Source organism: Amaricoccus sp. B4, from assembly GCF_043226085.1.
GTDB lineage: Bacteria > Pseudomonadota > Alphaproteobacteria > Rhodobacterales > Rhodobacteraceae > Amaricoccus.
Genome location: NZ_CP171225.1, coordinates 1,206,048 through 1,219,379 on the forward strand (window position 1 = coordinate 1,206,048; position 13,332 = coordinate 1,219,379).

The 13,332-nt window shown below is 67.9% G+C and carries 17 protein-coding genes and 1 tRNA gene; 12 read left to right on the forward strand and 6 right to left on the reverse strand.

The window, feature by feature from the left end:
- Nucleotides 1-34: 34 nt before the first annotated feature.
- The 3 genes from ACF66B_RS05745 to ACF66B_RS05755 are packed head-to-tail and all read right to left on the reverse strand — an operon-like array spanning nt 35 to nt 1,377.
- Nucleotides 35-556, reverse strand: a complete 522-nt coding sequence (locus ACF66B_RS05745; RefSeq protein ID WP_111431683.1) for a helix-turn-helix transcriptional regulator — start codon at nt 554-556, stop codon at nt 35-37.
- Nucleotides 557-578: 22 nt separating this feature from the next.
- On the reverse strand, nt 579-1,127 hold the full coding sequence (locus ACF66B_RS05750) for a cytochrome b/b6 domain-containing protein (RefSeq protein WP_111431682.1): 549 nt from the start codon (nt 1,125-1,127) through the stop codon (nt 579-581).
- On the reverse strand, nt 1,120-1,377 hold the full coding sequence (locus ACF66B_RS05755) for a PepSY domain-containing protein (RefSeq protein WP_111431681.1): 258 nt from the start codon (nt 1,375-1,377) through the stop codon (nt 1,120-1,122). The genes ACF66B_RS05750 and ACF66B_RS05755 overlap by 8 nt, the downstream gene beginning before the upstream one ends.
- A gap of 418 nt (nt 1,378-1,795) precedes the next feature.
- Here ACF66B_RS05755 and ACF66B_RS05760 point away from each other — a divergent pair, with 418 nt between their 5' ends.
- From ACF66B_RS05760 to ACF66B_RS05775, 4 genes are all read left to right on the forward strand, one after another.
- A complete protein-coding gene (locus ACF66B_RS05760; RefSeq protein WP_111431680.1) occupies nt 1,796-2,920 on the forward strand; it encodes a calcium:proton antiporter in 1,125 nt (374 codons plus the stop codon).
- 196 nt (nt 2,921-3,116) lie between these two features.
- Complete coding sequence (locus ACF66B_RS05765) at nt 3,117-3,905, forward strand: DUF2092 domain-containing protein (protein WP_111431679.1); 789 nt, start codon at nt 3,117-3,119, stop codon at nt 3,903-3,905.
- Nucleotides 3,902-4,114, forward strand: coding sequence for a hypothetical protein (locus ACF66B_RS05770; protein WP_111431678.1), 213 nt, complete (start codon nt 3,902-3,904; stop codon nt 4,112-4,114). Before ACF66B_RS05765 ends, ACF66B_RS05770 begins: the two co-directional genes overlap by 4 nt.
- A gap of 264 nt (nt 4,115-4,378) precedes the next feature.
- On the forward strand, nt 4,379-5,029 hold the full coding sequence (locus ACF66B_RS05775; RefSeq protein WP_111431677.1) for a pyridoxamine 5'-phosphate oxidase family protein: 651 nt from the start codon (nt 4,379-4,381) through the stop codon (nt 5,027-5,029).
- 43 nt (nt 5,030-5,072) lie between these two features.
- On the opposite strand, the gene ACF66B_RS05780 is transcribed toward ACF66B_RS05775, so the two are convergent.
- On the reverse strand, nt 5,073-5,672 hold the full coding sequence (locus ACF66B_RS05780) for a TetR/AcrR family transcriptional regulator (RefSeq protein ID WP_111431676.1): 600 nt from the start codon (nt 5,670-5,672) through the stop codon (nt 5,073-5,075).
- A 54-nt stretch (nt 5,673-5,726) separates the two neighbouring features.
- Here ACF66B_RS05780 and ACF66B_RS05785 point away from each other — a divergent pair, with 54 nt between their 5' ends.
- From ACF66B_RS05785 to ACF66B_RS05805, 5 genes are all read left to right on the forward strand, one after another.
- Nucleotides 5,727-6,167 carry a VOC family protein gene (locus ACF66B_RS05785; protein ID WP_111431675.1) on the forward strand — a complete coding sequence of 147 codons (441 nt, stop codon included), beginning with the start codon at nt 5,727-5,729 and terminating at the stop codon, nt 6,165-6,167.
- A gap of 307 nt (nt 6,168-6,474) precedes the next feature.
- Nucleotides 6,475-6,550 (forward strand) — tRNA-Arg (locus ACF66B_RS05790).
- Nucleotides 6,551-6,596: 46 nt separating this feature from the next.
- Nucleotides 6,597-7,223: a ribonuclease HII gene (locus ACF66B_RS05795; RefSeq protein ID WP_111431674.1), complete on the forward strand. Its 627-nt coding sequence runs from the start codon at nt 6,597-6,599 to the stop codon at nt 7,221-7,223.
- A gap of 108 nt (nt 7,224-7,331) precedes the next feature.
- On the forward strand, nt 7,332-8,438 hold the full coding sequence (locus ACF66B_RS05800) for a site-specific DNA-methyltransferase (protein ID WP_392664324.1): 1,107 nt from the start codon (nt 7,332-7,334) through the stop codon (nt 8,436-8,438).
- A gap of 524 nt (nt 8,439-8,962) precedes the next feature.
- The gene (locus ACF66B_RS05805; RefSeq protein ID WP_111431672.1) at nt 8,963-9,919 is read left to right on the forward strand and encodes a bifunctional helix-turn-helix transcriptional regulator/GNAT family N-acetyltransferase; all 957 of its coding nucleotides are present in this window, start codon (nt 8,963-8,965) and stop codon (nt 9,917-9,919) included.
- Nucleotides 9,920-9,925: 6 nt separating this feature from the next.
- Here the strand turns inward: ACF66B_RS05805 and mutY are convergent, their stop codons facing one another.
- Nucleotides 9,926-11,005 (reverse strand): A/G-specific adenine glycosylase, encoded by a 1,080-nt coding sequence (mutY, locus tag ACF66B_RS05810; protein WP_392664327.1) that lies wholly within the window; start codon nt 11,003-11,005, stop codon nt 9,926-9,928.
- A 46-nt stretch (nt 11,006-11,051) separates the two neighbouring features.
- Here mutY and ACF66B_RS05815 point away from each other — a divergent pair, with 46 nt between their 5' ends.
- From ACF66B_RS05815 to ACF66B_RS05825, 3 genes are all read left to right on the forward strand, one after another.
- Complete coding sequence (locus ACF66B_RS05815) at nt 11,052-11,597, forward strand: DUF721 domain-containing protein (RefSeq protein ID WP_111431670.1); 546 nt, start codon at nt 11,052-11,054, stop codon at nt 11,595-11,597.
- Between the two features lie 3 nt (nt 11,598-11,600).
- Nucleotides 11,601-12,221 (forward strand): DsbA family protein, encoded by a 621-nt coding sequence (locus ACF66B_RS05820; RefSeq protein WP_111431669.1) that lies wholly within the window; start codon nt 11,601-11,603, stop codon nt 12,219-12,221.
- A gap of 106 nt (nt 12,222-12,327) precedes the next feature.
- Complete coding sequence (locus ACF66B_RS05825) at nt 12,328-12,852, forward strand: hypothetical protein (protein ID WP_111431668.1); 525 nt, start codon at nt 12,328-12,330, stop codon at nt 12,850-12,852.
- A gap of 25 nt (nt 12,853-12,877) precedes the next feature.
- On the opposite strand, the gene trxC is transcribed toward ACF66B_RS05825, so the two are convergent.
- The gene (trxC, locus tag ACF66B_RS05830) at nt 12,878-13,330 is read right to left on the reverse strand and encodes a thioredoxin TrxC (protein ID WP_111431667.1); all 453 of its coding nucleotides are present in this window, start codon (nt 13,328-13,330) and stop codon (nt 12,878-12,880) included.
- Nucleotides 13,331-13,332: the final 2 nt, after the last annotated feature.

Here is a 13,332-nt window from a genome sequence, read left to right on the forward strand (position 1 = left end):
CACAAAGAAAATTTGTCTCATTTCATATTCCGCTTTACGCGGAACTCCGCGTCGCGCCGCCGACCGGCCCGGCCATCAGGTCCTCGACAAACAGGCTGAGAAGCTGGGCGCGCCCGCTCACGCCGGCCTTGCGGTAGACCGCCGCCGACTGCGCCTTGACCGTGCCCTCGCGGGTGTTTCGCAGTGCCGCGATCTCGGCGATCGAGAGCCCCTTGATGGCGAGGAGCGCGACATCGCGCTCGGCCGGCGTCAGCGCCCAGCGCGTGAAATGCTCGTCGAGCAGATCGAGAAAGGCGCCCCGCGCCGCCATGAGGCTGTGCTCGAGCCGCTCGGCCTCGCTCAGGAAGCGCCGGATCTCGCGCAGCCCGAGCCAGGTGCCGCCCAGCAGGGCCAGCACCACGAGAAGTTCGATCAGCGGATGCATCGGCTCGGTCGAGAGCTCGGGCAGCTCGAACGCCACATCGATGGCGAAATAGAGCGTACAGAACGCCTGTATCGCCGTCACCGCCACAAGGCCGCGATGACGGAGCAGGAAGTCAGGGGCGATGCGCGGCATCTGGTCTCCCGCCGGGCGGGAGTCAGCTGCGCTTCACGCCCGTGATCATTGCCTTCACGAGATTTTCCCCGTGGCGCAGGCTTTCCAAGACTACGCCGGCAATGTGGAGGCAGACAAGCCCGAGGGTCAGGTTCGCCGCGGCCTCGTGAACCTCCTCGACCCAGTCGACGCCCCAGAAGGCATCCGTGGTCTGGAGCCAGCCGGTGAGGGTCACCGTCGCGAGCATCACCATGAGGGCCACGACCATCGCGCCGCCCGCCGGATTGTGCCCGAGATAGCGCCCTTCGCGGCCGCGAAGGGCTGCGCCGATATAGCCGAAGAAGGTCGAGGGCTTCGGCACGAAATCGCCGAACCGGGCATGGCGGGTGCCGATGAAGCCCCAGATCACCCGAATCGCGAGCGCGCCGGCGACGGTGTAGCCCAGCGCCTCGTGCAGATCGCGCGGCTTCTCGAAGAGGAAGGCGCCGGTGAAACAGAGCACCGTCACCCAGTGGAAGAGCCGGACGAGCGGGTCCCAGACCCGCACGCCCTGCGCCCCGTCCACGTCGACGGGGCCCGTTGCCTCAGTCATCCTCGCGCTCGAGAACTTCCCCGGTGTTGGGGTCGTAGTAGATCTCGACCTTCTTGTCGCCTTCGGTGCCGTAGATCTCGTAGCAGTTGTCGCTCACCTTCATCTGGCGGATGACCCCGCCGGCTTCCTCGAAGGGCTTGGCGATCTGCCACATCTGCATGTGGCCCTCGTCGAGCGTGCACTTCGGCCCCGCGAAGGCCGGCGCTGCGGCGAGGGCGAGGGGAAGGGCGAGAAAGGCAAAGGATTTCATGTCGTGCTGACTCCGTATGTTTTGCCCGGGGCAAACGGCCCGGAACGTGTCGCCGGCCTAGCCCGCCGCATGCCGGCCCATCCATTGCCCGGAGGCTTATGCAGGCCCGCATAAACCAGGGTTTACGGCAGGATTCCGCGCGATCAGGCGAACTTACCCAAAAGTCTTAACGAATCCCTTCCCGCCGCCCCGGCCGGCAAGCCGCCTGCCGGGGCGGCTTCCGCCCGTCCGCAAGTAATCCTAAACTGTTTTGCGCCAGAGCGGTCGGGACCGTCGCGGGCCATCCGGATCCGGCCCGGAACGAAACCGCAAGGGAAGACGCCATGTCCGGAACGACCGCCGCCGCGCTGCCGCAGGGCCGCGCGCCCTCCAGGCCCATCTCCGCCCGCCTCCGGGCCGCACCGGGGAGGGCCGCGCGATGACCCCCCGCGACAGCGCCCCGGGCCGCCTCGCGATCGTGCGGCGCGAGTGGTTCCTCGCCGTCGGCATCGCCACCTCCGTCATCTTCGAGATCTGGCCCGAGGCGCTCTTCCGCGGCATCGCGAATCCGCTCTGGCTCACCGTCCTGCTCGTCTGGCTCTTCGCCGTCGTGCTCGGCTGCGCGCTCGGCGTCGTCCGCCATGCCGAATGCCTCTCCGAACGGCTGGGCGAGCCCTTCGGCACCCTCGTCCTCACCCTCTCGATCACCGCGATCGAGGTCATGAGCATCTCCGCGGTGATGCTCCACAGCGACAACAACCCGACGCTGGTGCGCGACACGCTGTTCTCCGTGGTGATGATCGTGCTCGGCGGCATGGTCGGCACCTCCCTGCTCCTCGGCGCGATCCGCCACCGCGAGCAGACCTTCAACCTCCAGGGCGCCAACGCCTATCTCGGCGTGATCGTGCCGCTCGCGATCTTCAGCCTCGTGCTGCCGAACGTCACCACAAGCACCGCGGGCCCGACGCTCTCGCTCACCCAGCAGATCATGGTGGGCGGCATGGCCGCGGCCTGTTTCGCGACCTTCCTGCTGATCCAGACCAGCCGCCACCGCGCCTATTTCGCCCAGCCCGAGAGCGAGGACCTGCTCTCCGAGGTCGAGGGCCACAAGCCGCCGCTGCTCCCGCACCTGCTCCTCCTGCTCGCCTTCATGTCGCCGGTGGTCTTTCTCGTCGAGCAGCTCGCCCGCCCGATCGACTACATCATCGAGACCCTCAACGGCCCGCAGATCGTCGGCGGCATCGTCATGGCCGTGCTCGTCGCCACCCCGGAGGCGATCGGCGGCGTGAAGGCCGCGCTGCGCAACCGGCTCCAGCAATCGGTCAACATCTTCCTCGGCTCGGTGCTGGCGACCATCGGCCTCACCGTGCCGGTGATGCTGATCTTCTCCGCCGTCGCCGGGCTCGAGCTCACCCTCGGCCTCTCCGCCGAGGACATGGTGCTGCTCGGCACCATGCTCGCGGTCTGCGTCATCACCTTCTCGAGCGGGCGCACGCACCTGCTGCAGGGGGTCGTGCACATCCTGATCTTCCTCGCCTTCCTCGTGCTGGCCTTCGAGGGCTGAGCCGCCACGCGCCCCCCGCGACGCCCCCGTCGCCCCTCCCCCGGCCCGGGATCCGCACGAAACGCGCCGGCGCGCAGAATGCCCGCACAAAGTGGCGCGTAAAGGTAAGCCGTCGCTTTCTGGCTGGTCTATGCAGCGCTATAAGCCCCGACGCGCCTGACAGGGTTGGGGGCCCAAGCCAAAGGACTGATGTCACATGCTGAAAACCACCTGGCACCGCAAAAGCCTGACAGCCCTCGCCGGCACGCTTGCGCTGGGCGTGATGGCCGGGCCCGGCGCGGCGGACGAGACGGATGCGCGCAACATCCTCGCCGCGATGTCCGACTACATGACCGCCCAGCAGAGCTTCGCCTTCGACTTCGACTCGATCCTCGAGGTCGTGACCACCGAGGACCAGAAGATCGGCCTCGCGAGCTCCGGCACCGTCGCCGTCGCCCGCCCGGACAAGCTGCACGCCACCCGCAAGGGCGGGTTCGCCGACATCGAACTGGGCTATGACGGCCAGACCGTGACCCTCATCGGCCACAATGCCGGCGTCTACACCGAGATCCCGGCCGAGGGCGCGATCGAGGCGATGATCGAGACCCTGCGCAGCGACCAGGGCGTGGTGCTCCCCGCCGCCGACCTGCTGGAAACCGACCCCGCCGCGATCCTCCTCGAAGGCGTAACGGACGTGAAGGATCTGGGCTCCGGGGTGATCGGCGGGCAGGAATGCGATCACATCGCGCTCCGCAGCGACGAGCTCGACATCCAGCTCTGGATCGCCCAGGGCGACGCGCCCCATCCCTGCCGCTACAGCATCGCCGCCCGCACCGTCGCGCAGCAGCCGGAATACACCGTCGTCGTCCGCAACTGGACCGACAGCGCCACGGATGCAGCCCTCGCGGTGACCATTCCCGACGGGGCCGAAAAGGTCGATGCCGGCGCCCTGACCCGCCTCACCCAGGAACTGCCCGAAGCCTTCAACACAGGAGCGGCACAATGACCCTCGGAAAACAGATCGCGGCCTGCGCGCTCGCGCTCGCCCTTGGCCTCGGTGCCCTTGAAGTCGGCGACCAGCTCGGCGTGCCCGGCGTCCACAGCTTCTCGGGCGAGGCCTTCGCCATCGTCGGCCGGCCCCTGACCCCGATCAGCATCGCCGGCGTGGGCCGCCGCACCGTGCGGCGCTGCGCGGTCGGCGTCTACGTCTGCTGAATTCTTCCCCCGGTTTCGGACGGCGCGCGGTTCACCTCGCCTCACCCCGCCGCTCTCCGGAAAGCGTGCCTGCCCGCCCCGGCAGGCACGCATCTCCCCCCGCACCATAGGCCTGCACCCTCCGCCCCGCCCCGCGCGGCGGCGCGTCGTCGTGCTGGCAAATCATCGTTGAGAGACGTATATCATCTTCCGGCCCGGTCCGGCGGAGGCGCCATTCTGCCGGCTCGGGCGACTGTTGCGCGCAGCAAACCGGAAGGCCCCGCCATGAAGGAATTCCAGCCCGACCCGCAGTTCGTCATCGAAAGCGAGACCGCCCTGCGGGAGCTCTTCGGCGCCCCGCATGATCTCGCGGTGCTGAAAAGCCGGGAAAGCCTTGGCGAACACGCGCGGGAGTTCATCGGCCGGTCGCCGTTTCTCTGCATCGGCACCCGGAACGCCGAGGGAAAGGCCGATGTCAGCCCGCGCGGCGACCCTCCCGGCTTCGTCCGGGTGCTCGACGACCGCACGCTGGCCATACCGGACCGGCCGGGCAACAACCGGCTCGACACGCTGGTCAACATTCTCGCCGATCCGGCCGTCGGGCTCCTCTTCATCGTGCCGGGGTTCGACGACACCCTCCGGGTGAACGGGCGGGCCATGCTCGTGAACGACCCCGATCTGCTCGCCGGGATGCGCGTCAACGACCGCACGCCGAAACTCGCGATCGTGGTCCGGGTCACCGAGGTCTTCATACACTGCGCCAAGGCCTTCCGGCGCTCGCATCTCTGGGATCCGTCCCGCTTCCAGAACCGCGCCGACATGCCCTCGCTCGTGAAGATCATCCTCGATGAAACCACCGGCGCGCCCGAGGATCGTGACGAGCTCCGCAAACTGGACGACGCCCTCGAAACCGACTACCGCCGCACGCTCTATTAGCTGTCGTGGCCCGGCCGCGATACCAGCGGCCCGGAAACCAGCTTCATCGCGACTGTTCCCGTGTTTTCAGGAGCATGACGGCCTTGGAGACGAGAGACGCGGCAAAGGATGCGTCCAGCGGCATATGCCCCAGAAGCACCCGATAGAAGATCGGCGCATAGATCATGTCGAGGCACACCTCGATATGGTCCGGCGCCGGAATTTCCCGCATCTCGACAGCATCCTCGATCATGCGCCGACCGGCCTCTCGACCGGACAGGATGATCCGATTGCGGAAGGCCCTGGTCATCTCGCTCTCTTGATCCGCGGCGGCGAGCGCCAATGCGATCTGCCGCCCGCGCGTTGTCGCGAACGCCATGACGATCGCGCTGACCTGCTGCTCCAGACGCTCATGCAGGCTTCCGGTCAATTCGGAAGCGTTCTCGGGATGCCGCTCCATCAACGCAGCCATGGCCAGTTCGCTTGCGTTCGCCCAGTGCCGGTAGATCGTCGGCTTTCCGACGCCTGATCTCGCCGAGACCGCCTCGATCGTCAGCCGGCCAAAGCCATCGGTTTTCAGTATTTCCGCAGCAGCAGCCAGCGCCTTGCTTCTGGCGGCCTGGCTGGGCGGGCGACCCCGGGGTTTCTTTGCATCTTGACTCATTTATTTACGGTCCGTAACGTAATTATAATCTCAAGGCAAGCAAGGAATGTCCCGATGCCTCAGTCCATCGCTCCGTATCTGGTTGCCAGGGGTGCCGAACAGGCGATCGCCTTTTACGTCAAGGCCTTCGCGGCAATCGAGGATTTCAGGATGACCGATCCCGGCGACGGGCGCATCGGTCACGCCGAACTGCTGATCGGGGGCTCACGGATCATGCTGAGCGATGAGTATCCCGATTTCGGGGCCGTCAGCCCCGACACGCTCGGGGGCACGCCCGTGACCCAGCACCTATCGACCGGAACGGTCGATGCCGATGTCGAAAGGGCCGTCGCTGCGGGCGCCCTGCTTTTGCGCGGGCCTGCGGATCAGTCCTTCGGCGAACGCTCGGCCGTCCTGCTCGATCCCTTCGGTCATCGCTGGATGCTGTCCCAGACGATCGAAGTGGTGTCTCCCGAGGAGATGCAAAGACGCTGGAACGACGCGACGTCGGCATGACCCCGCCCGTCAGGGCCGGGCTGGAAGCGGCAATGGCGACATGGAGATCCGGATACCGCGCCGCTGATCCGCAATGGCGGCGCAGCACATGGCTTCACCGCCGGAAAACATCGGCACGCCCTCGGCCGGGGCCGCAGCGTGCAACGAGGCGATTCATGATATGTTAACTACGAAAATTCAATGAAATCAAAGGCGTTTTTTGATTTTCACGGTGAAAAGCCCTCGTTTCACAGCCCGGGCGCCATCTCCGCCGGGCGTGCCGAAGCGATTGACCCTGCCAGCGTCCGAAGGCTACTAGGGGGCGCGTGGCCTCGTAGCTCAGGGGATAGAGCGACCGCCTCCTAAGCGGTAGGTCGATGGTTCGAATCCATCCGGGGTCACCATGACAGCCGGTCCTTTCCGGCTCCAGCCGGACGACCGCCCCACCCCATGCCCGCCTCGCAGCCCGACTTCGCCCTCGAAGCCTCCGCCCTCGACCACGGCGCCCGTCGCGTCTGCGGCATCGACGAGGTCGGCCGCGGCCCCTGGGCCGGCCCCATCGTCGCCGCCGCCGTCATCCTCGACCCCGACGCCATCCCCGAGGGCCTGAACGACAGCAAGCTCCTGACCGCCCGCCGCCGCGAGGCCCTCCACGAAATCCTGATGGAGACCGCCCTGGTGGGCATCGGCGAGGCCAGCGTCGACGAGATCACCCGCCTCAACATCAGCCAGGCCGGCTTCCTCGCCATGCGCCGCGCCCTCGCCCTCCTCCCCGCCCCTCCCGACCTCGCCCTGGTCGACGGCCGCCACCTCCCCCCCGGCCTGTCCTGCCACGCCCGCGCCATCATCGGCGGCGACGCCCGCTCCCTCTCGATCGCGGCCGCCTCGATCGTCGCGAAAGTCACGCGGGACCGCACCATGGTGGCCCTGGCGCAACAGTTCCCGGGCTACGGCTGGGAAACGAACATGGGATACGGGACAAAGGCCCATATCGCGGGCCTCGCCGAGCGCGGGGTGACCCCACATCATCGCCCGACATTCCGACCCATCCACAACATCTTGCGTCGACACGCATGATGTTGTCGAGAGAATCACATATAAGCCGTTGATTCGAATAAGAATTGACGGCGAATCGCAAATGAATCATCTTCTCCGCAAAGCGAGACGCTAACCGGAGATCCCGTCGTGGCAAGACCAAAAACTGCACCAGAAGCGAGGTCTCTCGAGACCGGCGTCATCCATGCGGGAGACTGCATCGAGGTCATGCGGAGCCTGCCCGCGGGCAGCGTCGACCTGATTTTTGCGGACCCGCCCTACAACCTTCAGCTGCGCGGCGATCTGCACCGGCCCGACAACAGTCGCGTCGATGCGGTCGATGACGAATGGGATCGCTTCGCCTCCTTCGCCGCCTATGACGAGTTCTCGCGCAACTGGCTCGCAGCCGCCCGCCGGCTTCTCAAGCCCGACGGGGCGATCTGGGTGATCGGTTCGTACCATAACATCTTCCGCCTCGGCACCGCGATCCAGGACGCGGGCTACTGGATCCTCAACGACGTGGTCTGGCGCAAGACCAATCCGATGCCGAACTTCCGCGGCAAGCGGCTTACCAATGCACACGAGACGATGATCTGGGCCGCGAAATCGGACCGTTCGAAATACACCTTCAACTACGAGGCGATGAAGGCGCTGAATGACGGCGTGCAGATGCGCTCGGACTGGGTGATCCCGCTCTGCACCGGCGGCGAGCGGCTGAAGAACGAGGAGGGCGAGAAGGCGCATCCGACGCAGAAGCCCGAGGCGCTGCTTCACCGGGTTCTGGTCGCCTCGACCCGGCAGAACGGCGTGGTGCTCGATCCGTTCTTCGGCACCGGCACCACGGGCGCGGTCGCCAAGCGGCTCGGCCGGCGCTGGATCGGCATCGAGCGCGAGGCGGCCTATCGCCGGGTTGCGGAAAAGCGCATCGGCGCCGTCCGCCCGCTCGACAAGGATGTTGCCGCCATCACGCCCGCCAAACGCGCCGAACCGCGCGTGGCCTTCGGGCTGCTGGTCGAACGCGGGATGCTGGCACCGGGCGAGGTGCTCATCTCGCCGAACGGGCGGCACAGTGCCCGCATCCGCGCCGACGGCACGCTGATTTCGAGCGAGAACCGCGGCTCCATCCATCAGGTGGGCGCCGCCGTACAGGGCGCCCCCTCCTGCAACGGCTGGACCTTCTGGCACTTCAAGAAGGATGGCGCGGCCGTGCCGATCGATTACTGGCGCCAGCAGATCCGGGCGGAGATGGGCGAGTAGCAACACGCTCGCCGCCCAGCCGTCGGTGGCGGTCCGACATCGACGGCGGCGTGCAAGCGCGCCGTCCTTGACGGTAACACCGATCACAGTCCGAACCAGGATGGCGCAGGCATCCCGGAGAGAATGTCGTCAACGGCAACGCCGCCGCGACGCCGCCATGATCGACATTCTCCGCAACCGCACCTGCCGCCATCTCTTCGCGGCCCCGGTGATCGCGCTGGTGAGCACCGGCTCATGACCGTGGCGCTCGGGCTCTGGCCGCCCGGTCGACCGGATACCGTCGCGCTTCGGCACCCGGACCTCCCTCCGGGCCATCCGCATCTTGGCGGGCGCGGCGCCGCGCACCGGCATCCGCTTATCATTGACCACCTGCCCCCGCGCTGGATCGGCCCCTGAGGGAAGCCCTCTCCCGGATACCAGGACCGTCTTGCCGGAGGCGGATGCTCCCACGGGCCAGCACTTGCCGATGAAAAGATTTCGAGATATGTGTTGCCTAAAGCAACATATAGATGCTGAGATCACCCATGCAGCCCGCCGACGCCCTCCTGCCCCCGGCCTCCCCGGACGAGATCGACGCGGTCCGCCGCTTCAACCGCTTCCACACCCGGCTGGTCGGCGCGCTCAACGACCGAATGCATGCGACCGACTACGCCCTGCCGCAGGCCCGCGTCCTCTACGAGATCGCGAACTCCCCGCCGCAGAAGCCCCCCTCGGCCGCCGCGCTTGCCCGCGAGCTCGGCATGGATCCGGGCTATCTCAGCCGCCTGATTGCGGCCTTGGAGAAGGACGGCGTGATCGCCCGAACACCGGCACCGGAGAACGCCAAGAAGCTCACGCTCGCGCTGACGGACAAGGGTCGCGCAGCGGCCGATGCGCTCGCCGCCGCCGCCCGTGCCGAAGTCGCGTCCCTGCTCGGGCCTCTCGACCCGCGCGCCCGCGCCCGGCTCGTTGGCGGCATGGAGAGCATCCGGCAGCTTCTCGGGGATGGTGGCGGGGACACGGGCCTCGTCGTGCTGCGCGATCCCGAGCCGGGCGATCTCGGCTGGATCGTGCACCGACACGGCAAGCTCTACGCCGAGGAATACGGCTTCGAACGCGCCTTCGAGGCAGAGGTCGCCCGCATCGTCGCGCGCTTCGTCGAGGCCTTCAGGCCCGGCCGCGAACGCTGCTGGATTGCCGAGGTGGATGGCCGGATCGCGGGCTCGGTCTTCGTCGTGCAGGAGGACGAGGCGACGGCGAAGCTGCGCCTCCTCTATGTCGAGCCGGCCTGCCGCGGCATGGGCATCGGCCGGCGGCTGGTCGACGAGGCGCTGCGCTTCGCCCGCGCCCGTGGCTACAGCCGCATGGTGCTCTGGACCAACGACGTGCTCGTGGCCGCACGCCGGATCTATCAGGCGGCAGGCTTCACGCTCGTCTCGGAGGAACGGCACCGGACCTTCGGCCCCGAACTCGTGGGCCAGATCTGGTCGCGCGATCTCTGAACCGGCTCAGCCCTCCTCCAGTGCGGAGAGCCCGAGCCGGAAAGCCTTGCGCATGACCGTGGGAAGCGCGGCCCCGGCCTCCGATGCCGGCTCGAAGAGAAGACCTTCGGGTGCCGGGGCGCCGGGCGCGAGCCGCGCGGTCTCGACGCGGAGCAGCAGGTGGAAATGGGTGAAGGTGTGGCGCACCTCGGCGCCCGCATCGCGCCAGTCGGCGGCGAGCGGCGGGCGCGGCGGCGGCAGTTCCTCGGCCCAGTCCGTCCCCGGCAGCCCGAGCATGCCGCCCAGAAGCCCCTTGCCCGGCCGCCGTTCCAGCAGCACCGTGCCATCCGGCCGCATGGCGAGATAGGCGATGCCGCGGCGCACCGGCTTTGCCGCCTTCGGGCTCTTGCGCGGCAGCTCGGCGGCGATCCCCTCCCGGCGGCCGAGACAGGCCTCGCGCCAGGGACAGATGCCACAGGCCGGCGAGCGCGGCGTGCAGACCGTCGCGCCGAGATCCATCATCGCCTGCGCATAATCGCCGGGCCGATGCGCGGGTGTGAGCTCGGCCGCAAGCCCGCGCAGATGCTCCTTCACCCCGGGCAGCGGCGCCTCCACCGCAAAGATCCGCGCCACGACACGCTCGACATTGCCATCCATCACCACCGCGGGCCGGTCGAAGGCGATCGCGGCAATCGCCGCGGCGGTATAGGGGCCGATGCCCGGCAGCGCGCGCAGCCCCTCCTCCGTCTCCGGAAACCGCCCGCCGAGCTCGCCCGCGACAACCCGGGCACACTTGAGCAGGTTCCGGGCGCGGGCGTAGTAGCCGAGCCCTGCCCAGGCGGCCATGACCTCGGCATCCGGGGCAGCGGCCAGATCCTCCACCCGCGGCCACCGTGTGGTGAAGGTCTCGAAATAGGTCTTCACCGCCGCGACGGTGGTCTGCTGCAACATGACCTCGGAGAGCCAGATCCGGTAGGGATCGGCCACGCCCCCCGATCCCGGCGGCACGCGCCAGGGCAGCCGCCGGGCCATGCGGTCATACCAGGCGAGCAGCGTCTCAGGGCAGGCCGCAGCCGGCTCCCGCCGCTTTTCCGATGACATCCCCATGCCGACCCGCTAGCCTCCGCGCTCGCCCAATTCCGGAACGCAAGCCATGGCCCAGGACACGCGCACACGCAACAAGCAAGCCTTGCCGAAGCGGAAGGCGCGCGGCTTCCTGCAGGCCGGCGGCCTGATCGGCCAGCAGATGCGCACGGCCCAGGCCCGGCGCGGTTTCGCCCAGGCCCGGCTCCAGTCGCTCTGGCCCGACATCGTCGGCGCCGATCTCGCCGCCCTCTGCGCCCCCCTCAAGCTCACCCCGACACGCGGCCCCGCGGGCGGGCTGCTCAAGCTAGCGGTCTCGGGCCCCCATGCGCCGCAGATCCAGATGATGGTGCCGACGATCTCCGACCGCATCAACGCGGCCCTCGGTCCCGGCACCGTGGGGCGCATCCAGCTCGTCCAGGCTGCCCTTCCCGTCGTCCAGCGCGGCAGCGGCCGCGGCGGGGCGGCGACCCGGACCCGCCCGGTCGAGCCGATCCCCGAGCCGATGCAGGAAAACCTCTCAAGCATTGGTGACCTGGAATTGCGCGATGCCTTGCAGACTCTCGCCGAGAATGTGCTATCTCGCTCCCGACGTTCCAGAACTCCGGAAGATTGACGCATGACCCTTTCGCTCACCCGCCGCCGGACCCTCGGCCTCGGCCTCGCCCTTGCCGCGTCCCTCGCGCCGGCGATCTCCTTCGCTCAGGAGGTCCACGACGTGAACGAGATGAGCCTTGGCAGCCCCGACGCCCCGGTCACGCTGGTTGAATACGCCTCCTTCACCTGCCCGCATTGCGCCGCTTTCGCCGCGGACGTGATGCCGCAGATCAAGGAAAACTACATCGACACCGGCAAGGTCCGGCTGGTGTTCCGCGAAGTCTACTTCGACCGTGCCGGTCTCTGGGCCAGCATGATCGCCCGCTGCGCCCCGGAAGACCGCTACTTCGGCATCTCCGACCTGCTCTTCCAGCGCCAGCGCGACTGGGCCGTGGCCTCGACGCCCGAGGAGATGATGCAGAAGCTCTTCGGCATCGGACGGCAGGCCGGCCTGACCGACGCGGAGATGGAATCCTGCATGTCCGACGAGGCGTATGCCAAGGAGCTCGTCGAGACGTTCCAGAAGAACATCGCCGCCGATGAGGTCGAAGCAACGCCCACCTTCTTCATCAACGGCCAGAAGGAAAGCAACATGGGCTATGCCGAATTTGCCCAGAAGCTCGACGCCGCGCTCGGCGGCTGAGGCAGCGGCAGAAATTCCCGCCATCGCGCAATCTCGTGCTTTACGGCCGCGCCGGATGGGCCTCTAATCGGGCCCGCCCAGCTAGCAGCCAGGAGATCCCCGCACGATGGAATCGGTCTTTGTCGAGCACCCTCTGCTGAACTCGCCGCATCTGGTCGGCCTCATCCTGCGCGGCGCGCGCAGTGGTGAGGGCAGTGTGGACAGCGGCATGGCCCGGCTTGACGCGCTGCTCGAACGCTCGGACCAGTCGGCCAGCCTGCCGCGCGAGGAAATCCGCGAGCGCTTCGAGCGCCTCGTCCTGCATCTCTCGAAGGCGAAGCTCATCGAAGGCAGCAGCGAGAGATACACGCTGACCGACCGCGGACGCGCGGCGCTCGAGAAATCCCCCGAGGGCTTCGCCACCGCCGATCTCATGGTCTACCCGGAATACGCCGTATTCGTGCGGGAAGAAGGCCGCAGCCACGCGACGTCAGATCCCCATGCCTCGGCCTTCGATCTCGGGGCGGATGCTTTCCGGATGGCGATCGCGCAGAGCGAGAACCCCTTCCCGCCCGACAGCGCCGATCACGTCGCCTGGGCCAACGGCTGGTCGAGCGCGCTCGGCAACGCCCGGGAAGAAAGCCGCCGCTAGCCGCCGGCCGGATCGCCGCCGGCCGTCAGCCCGTCCGGCGGGCCGGAGCGACACTGGAGCGGATCCAGGCCTCGATCTGTCCGGCGCGCATGGCGCCGGCATGGCGTGCGACTTCCCGGCCGCGATGAAACAGGATGAGGGCCGGAATGCCGCGGATCTGGTAGCGGATCGAGGCATCCGGGTGGCTCTCAGTGTTGATCTTGGCAAAGCGCACGTCCGGGGCCATTGCCTGTGCGGCCTTGGCGAATTCGGGCGCCATCATCCGGCAGGGCCCGCACCACGAGGCCCAGAAATCCACCACGAGCGGCACCTCGTCGGTCCGCGCGCTCTTCTCGAGCGTTGCGAGATCCAGATCATGGACCCTGGGGCCGACAAGTGCTGCGCCACAGACACCGCATTTCGGCCCGTCGGCCAGCTTTTCCTCCGGCAGCCGGTTCGCGGCGCCGCAGGCGTGGCAGACCATCTTCACCTTGCCCATCG

Coding starts and splice junctions, on each gene's coding strand:
- ACF66B_RS05745 (WP_111431683.1), bottom strand. CDS start 556: ATGCCGCGCATCGCCCCTGACTTCCTGCTCCGTCATCGCGGCCTTGTG.
- ACF66B_RS05750 (WP_111431682.1), bottom strand. CDS start 1,127: ATGACTGAGGCAACGGGCCCCGTCGACGTGGACGGGGCGCAGGGCGTG.
- ACF66B_RS05755 (WP_111431681.1), bottom strand. CDS start 1,377: ATGAAATCCTTTGCCTTTCTCGCCCTTCCCCTCGCCCTCGCCGCAGCG.
- ACF66B_RS05760 (WP_111431680.1), top strand. CDS start 1,796: ATGACCCCCCGCGACAGCGCCCCGGGCCGCCTCGCGATCGTGCGGCGC.
- ACF66B_RS05765 (WP_111431679.1), top strand. CDS start 3,117: ATGCTGAAAACCACCTGGCACCGCAAAAGCCTGACAGCCCTCGCCGGC.
- ACF66B_RS05770 (WP_111431678.1), top strand. CDS start 3,902: ATGACCCTCGGAAAACAGATCGCGGCCTGCGCGCTCGCGCTCGCCCTT.
- ACF66B_RS05775 (WP_111431677.1), top strand. CDS start 4,379: ATGAAGGAATTCCAGCCCGACCCGCAGTTCGTCATCGAAAGCGAGACC.
- ACF66B_RS05780 (WP_111431676.1), bottom strand. CDS start 5,672: ATGAGTCAAGATGCAAAGAAACCCCGGGGTCGCCCGCCCAGCCAGGCC.
- ACF66B_RS05785 (WP_111431675.1), top strand. CDS start 5,727: ATGCCTCAGTCCATCGCTCCGTATCTGGTTGCCAGGGGTGCCGAACAG.
- ACF66B_RS05795 (WP_111431674.1), top strand. CDS start 6,597: ATGCCCGCCTCGCAGCCCGACTTCGCCCTCGAAGCCTCCGCCCTCGAC.
- ACF66B_RS05805 (WP_111431672.1), top strand. CDS start 8,963: ATGCAGCCCGCCGACGCCCTCCTGCCCCCGGCCTCCCCGGACGAGATC.
- mutY (WP_392664327.1), bottom strand. CDS start 11,005: ATGGGGATGTCATCGGAAAAGCGGCGGGAGCCGGCTGCGGCCTGCCCT.
- ACF66B_RS05815 (WP_111431670.1), top strand. CDS start 11,052: ATGGCCCAGGACACGCGCACACGCAACAAGCAAGCCTTGCCGAAGCGG.
- ACF66B_RS05820 (WP_111431669.1), top strand. CDS start 11,601: ATGACCCTTTCGCTCACCCGCCGCCGGACCCTCGGCCTCGGCCTCGCC.
- ACF66B_RS05825 (WP_111431668.1), top strand. CDS start 12,328: ATGGAATCGGTCTTTGTCGAGCACCCTCTGCTGAACTCGCCGCATCTG.
- trxC (WP_111431667.1), bottom strand. CDS start 13,330: ATGGGCAAGGTGAAGATGGTCTGCCACGCCTGCGGCGCCGCGAACCGG.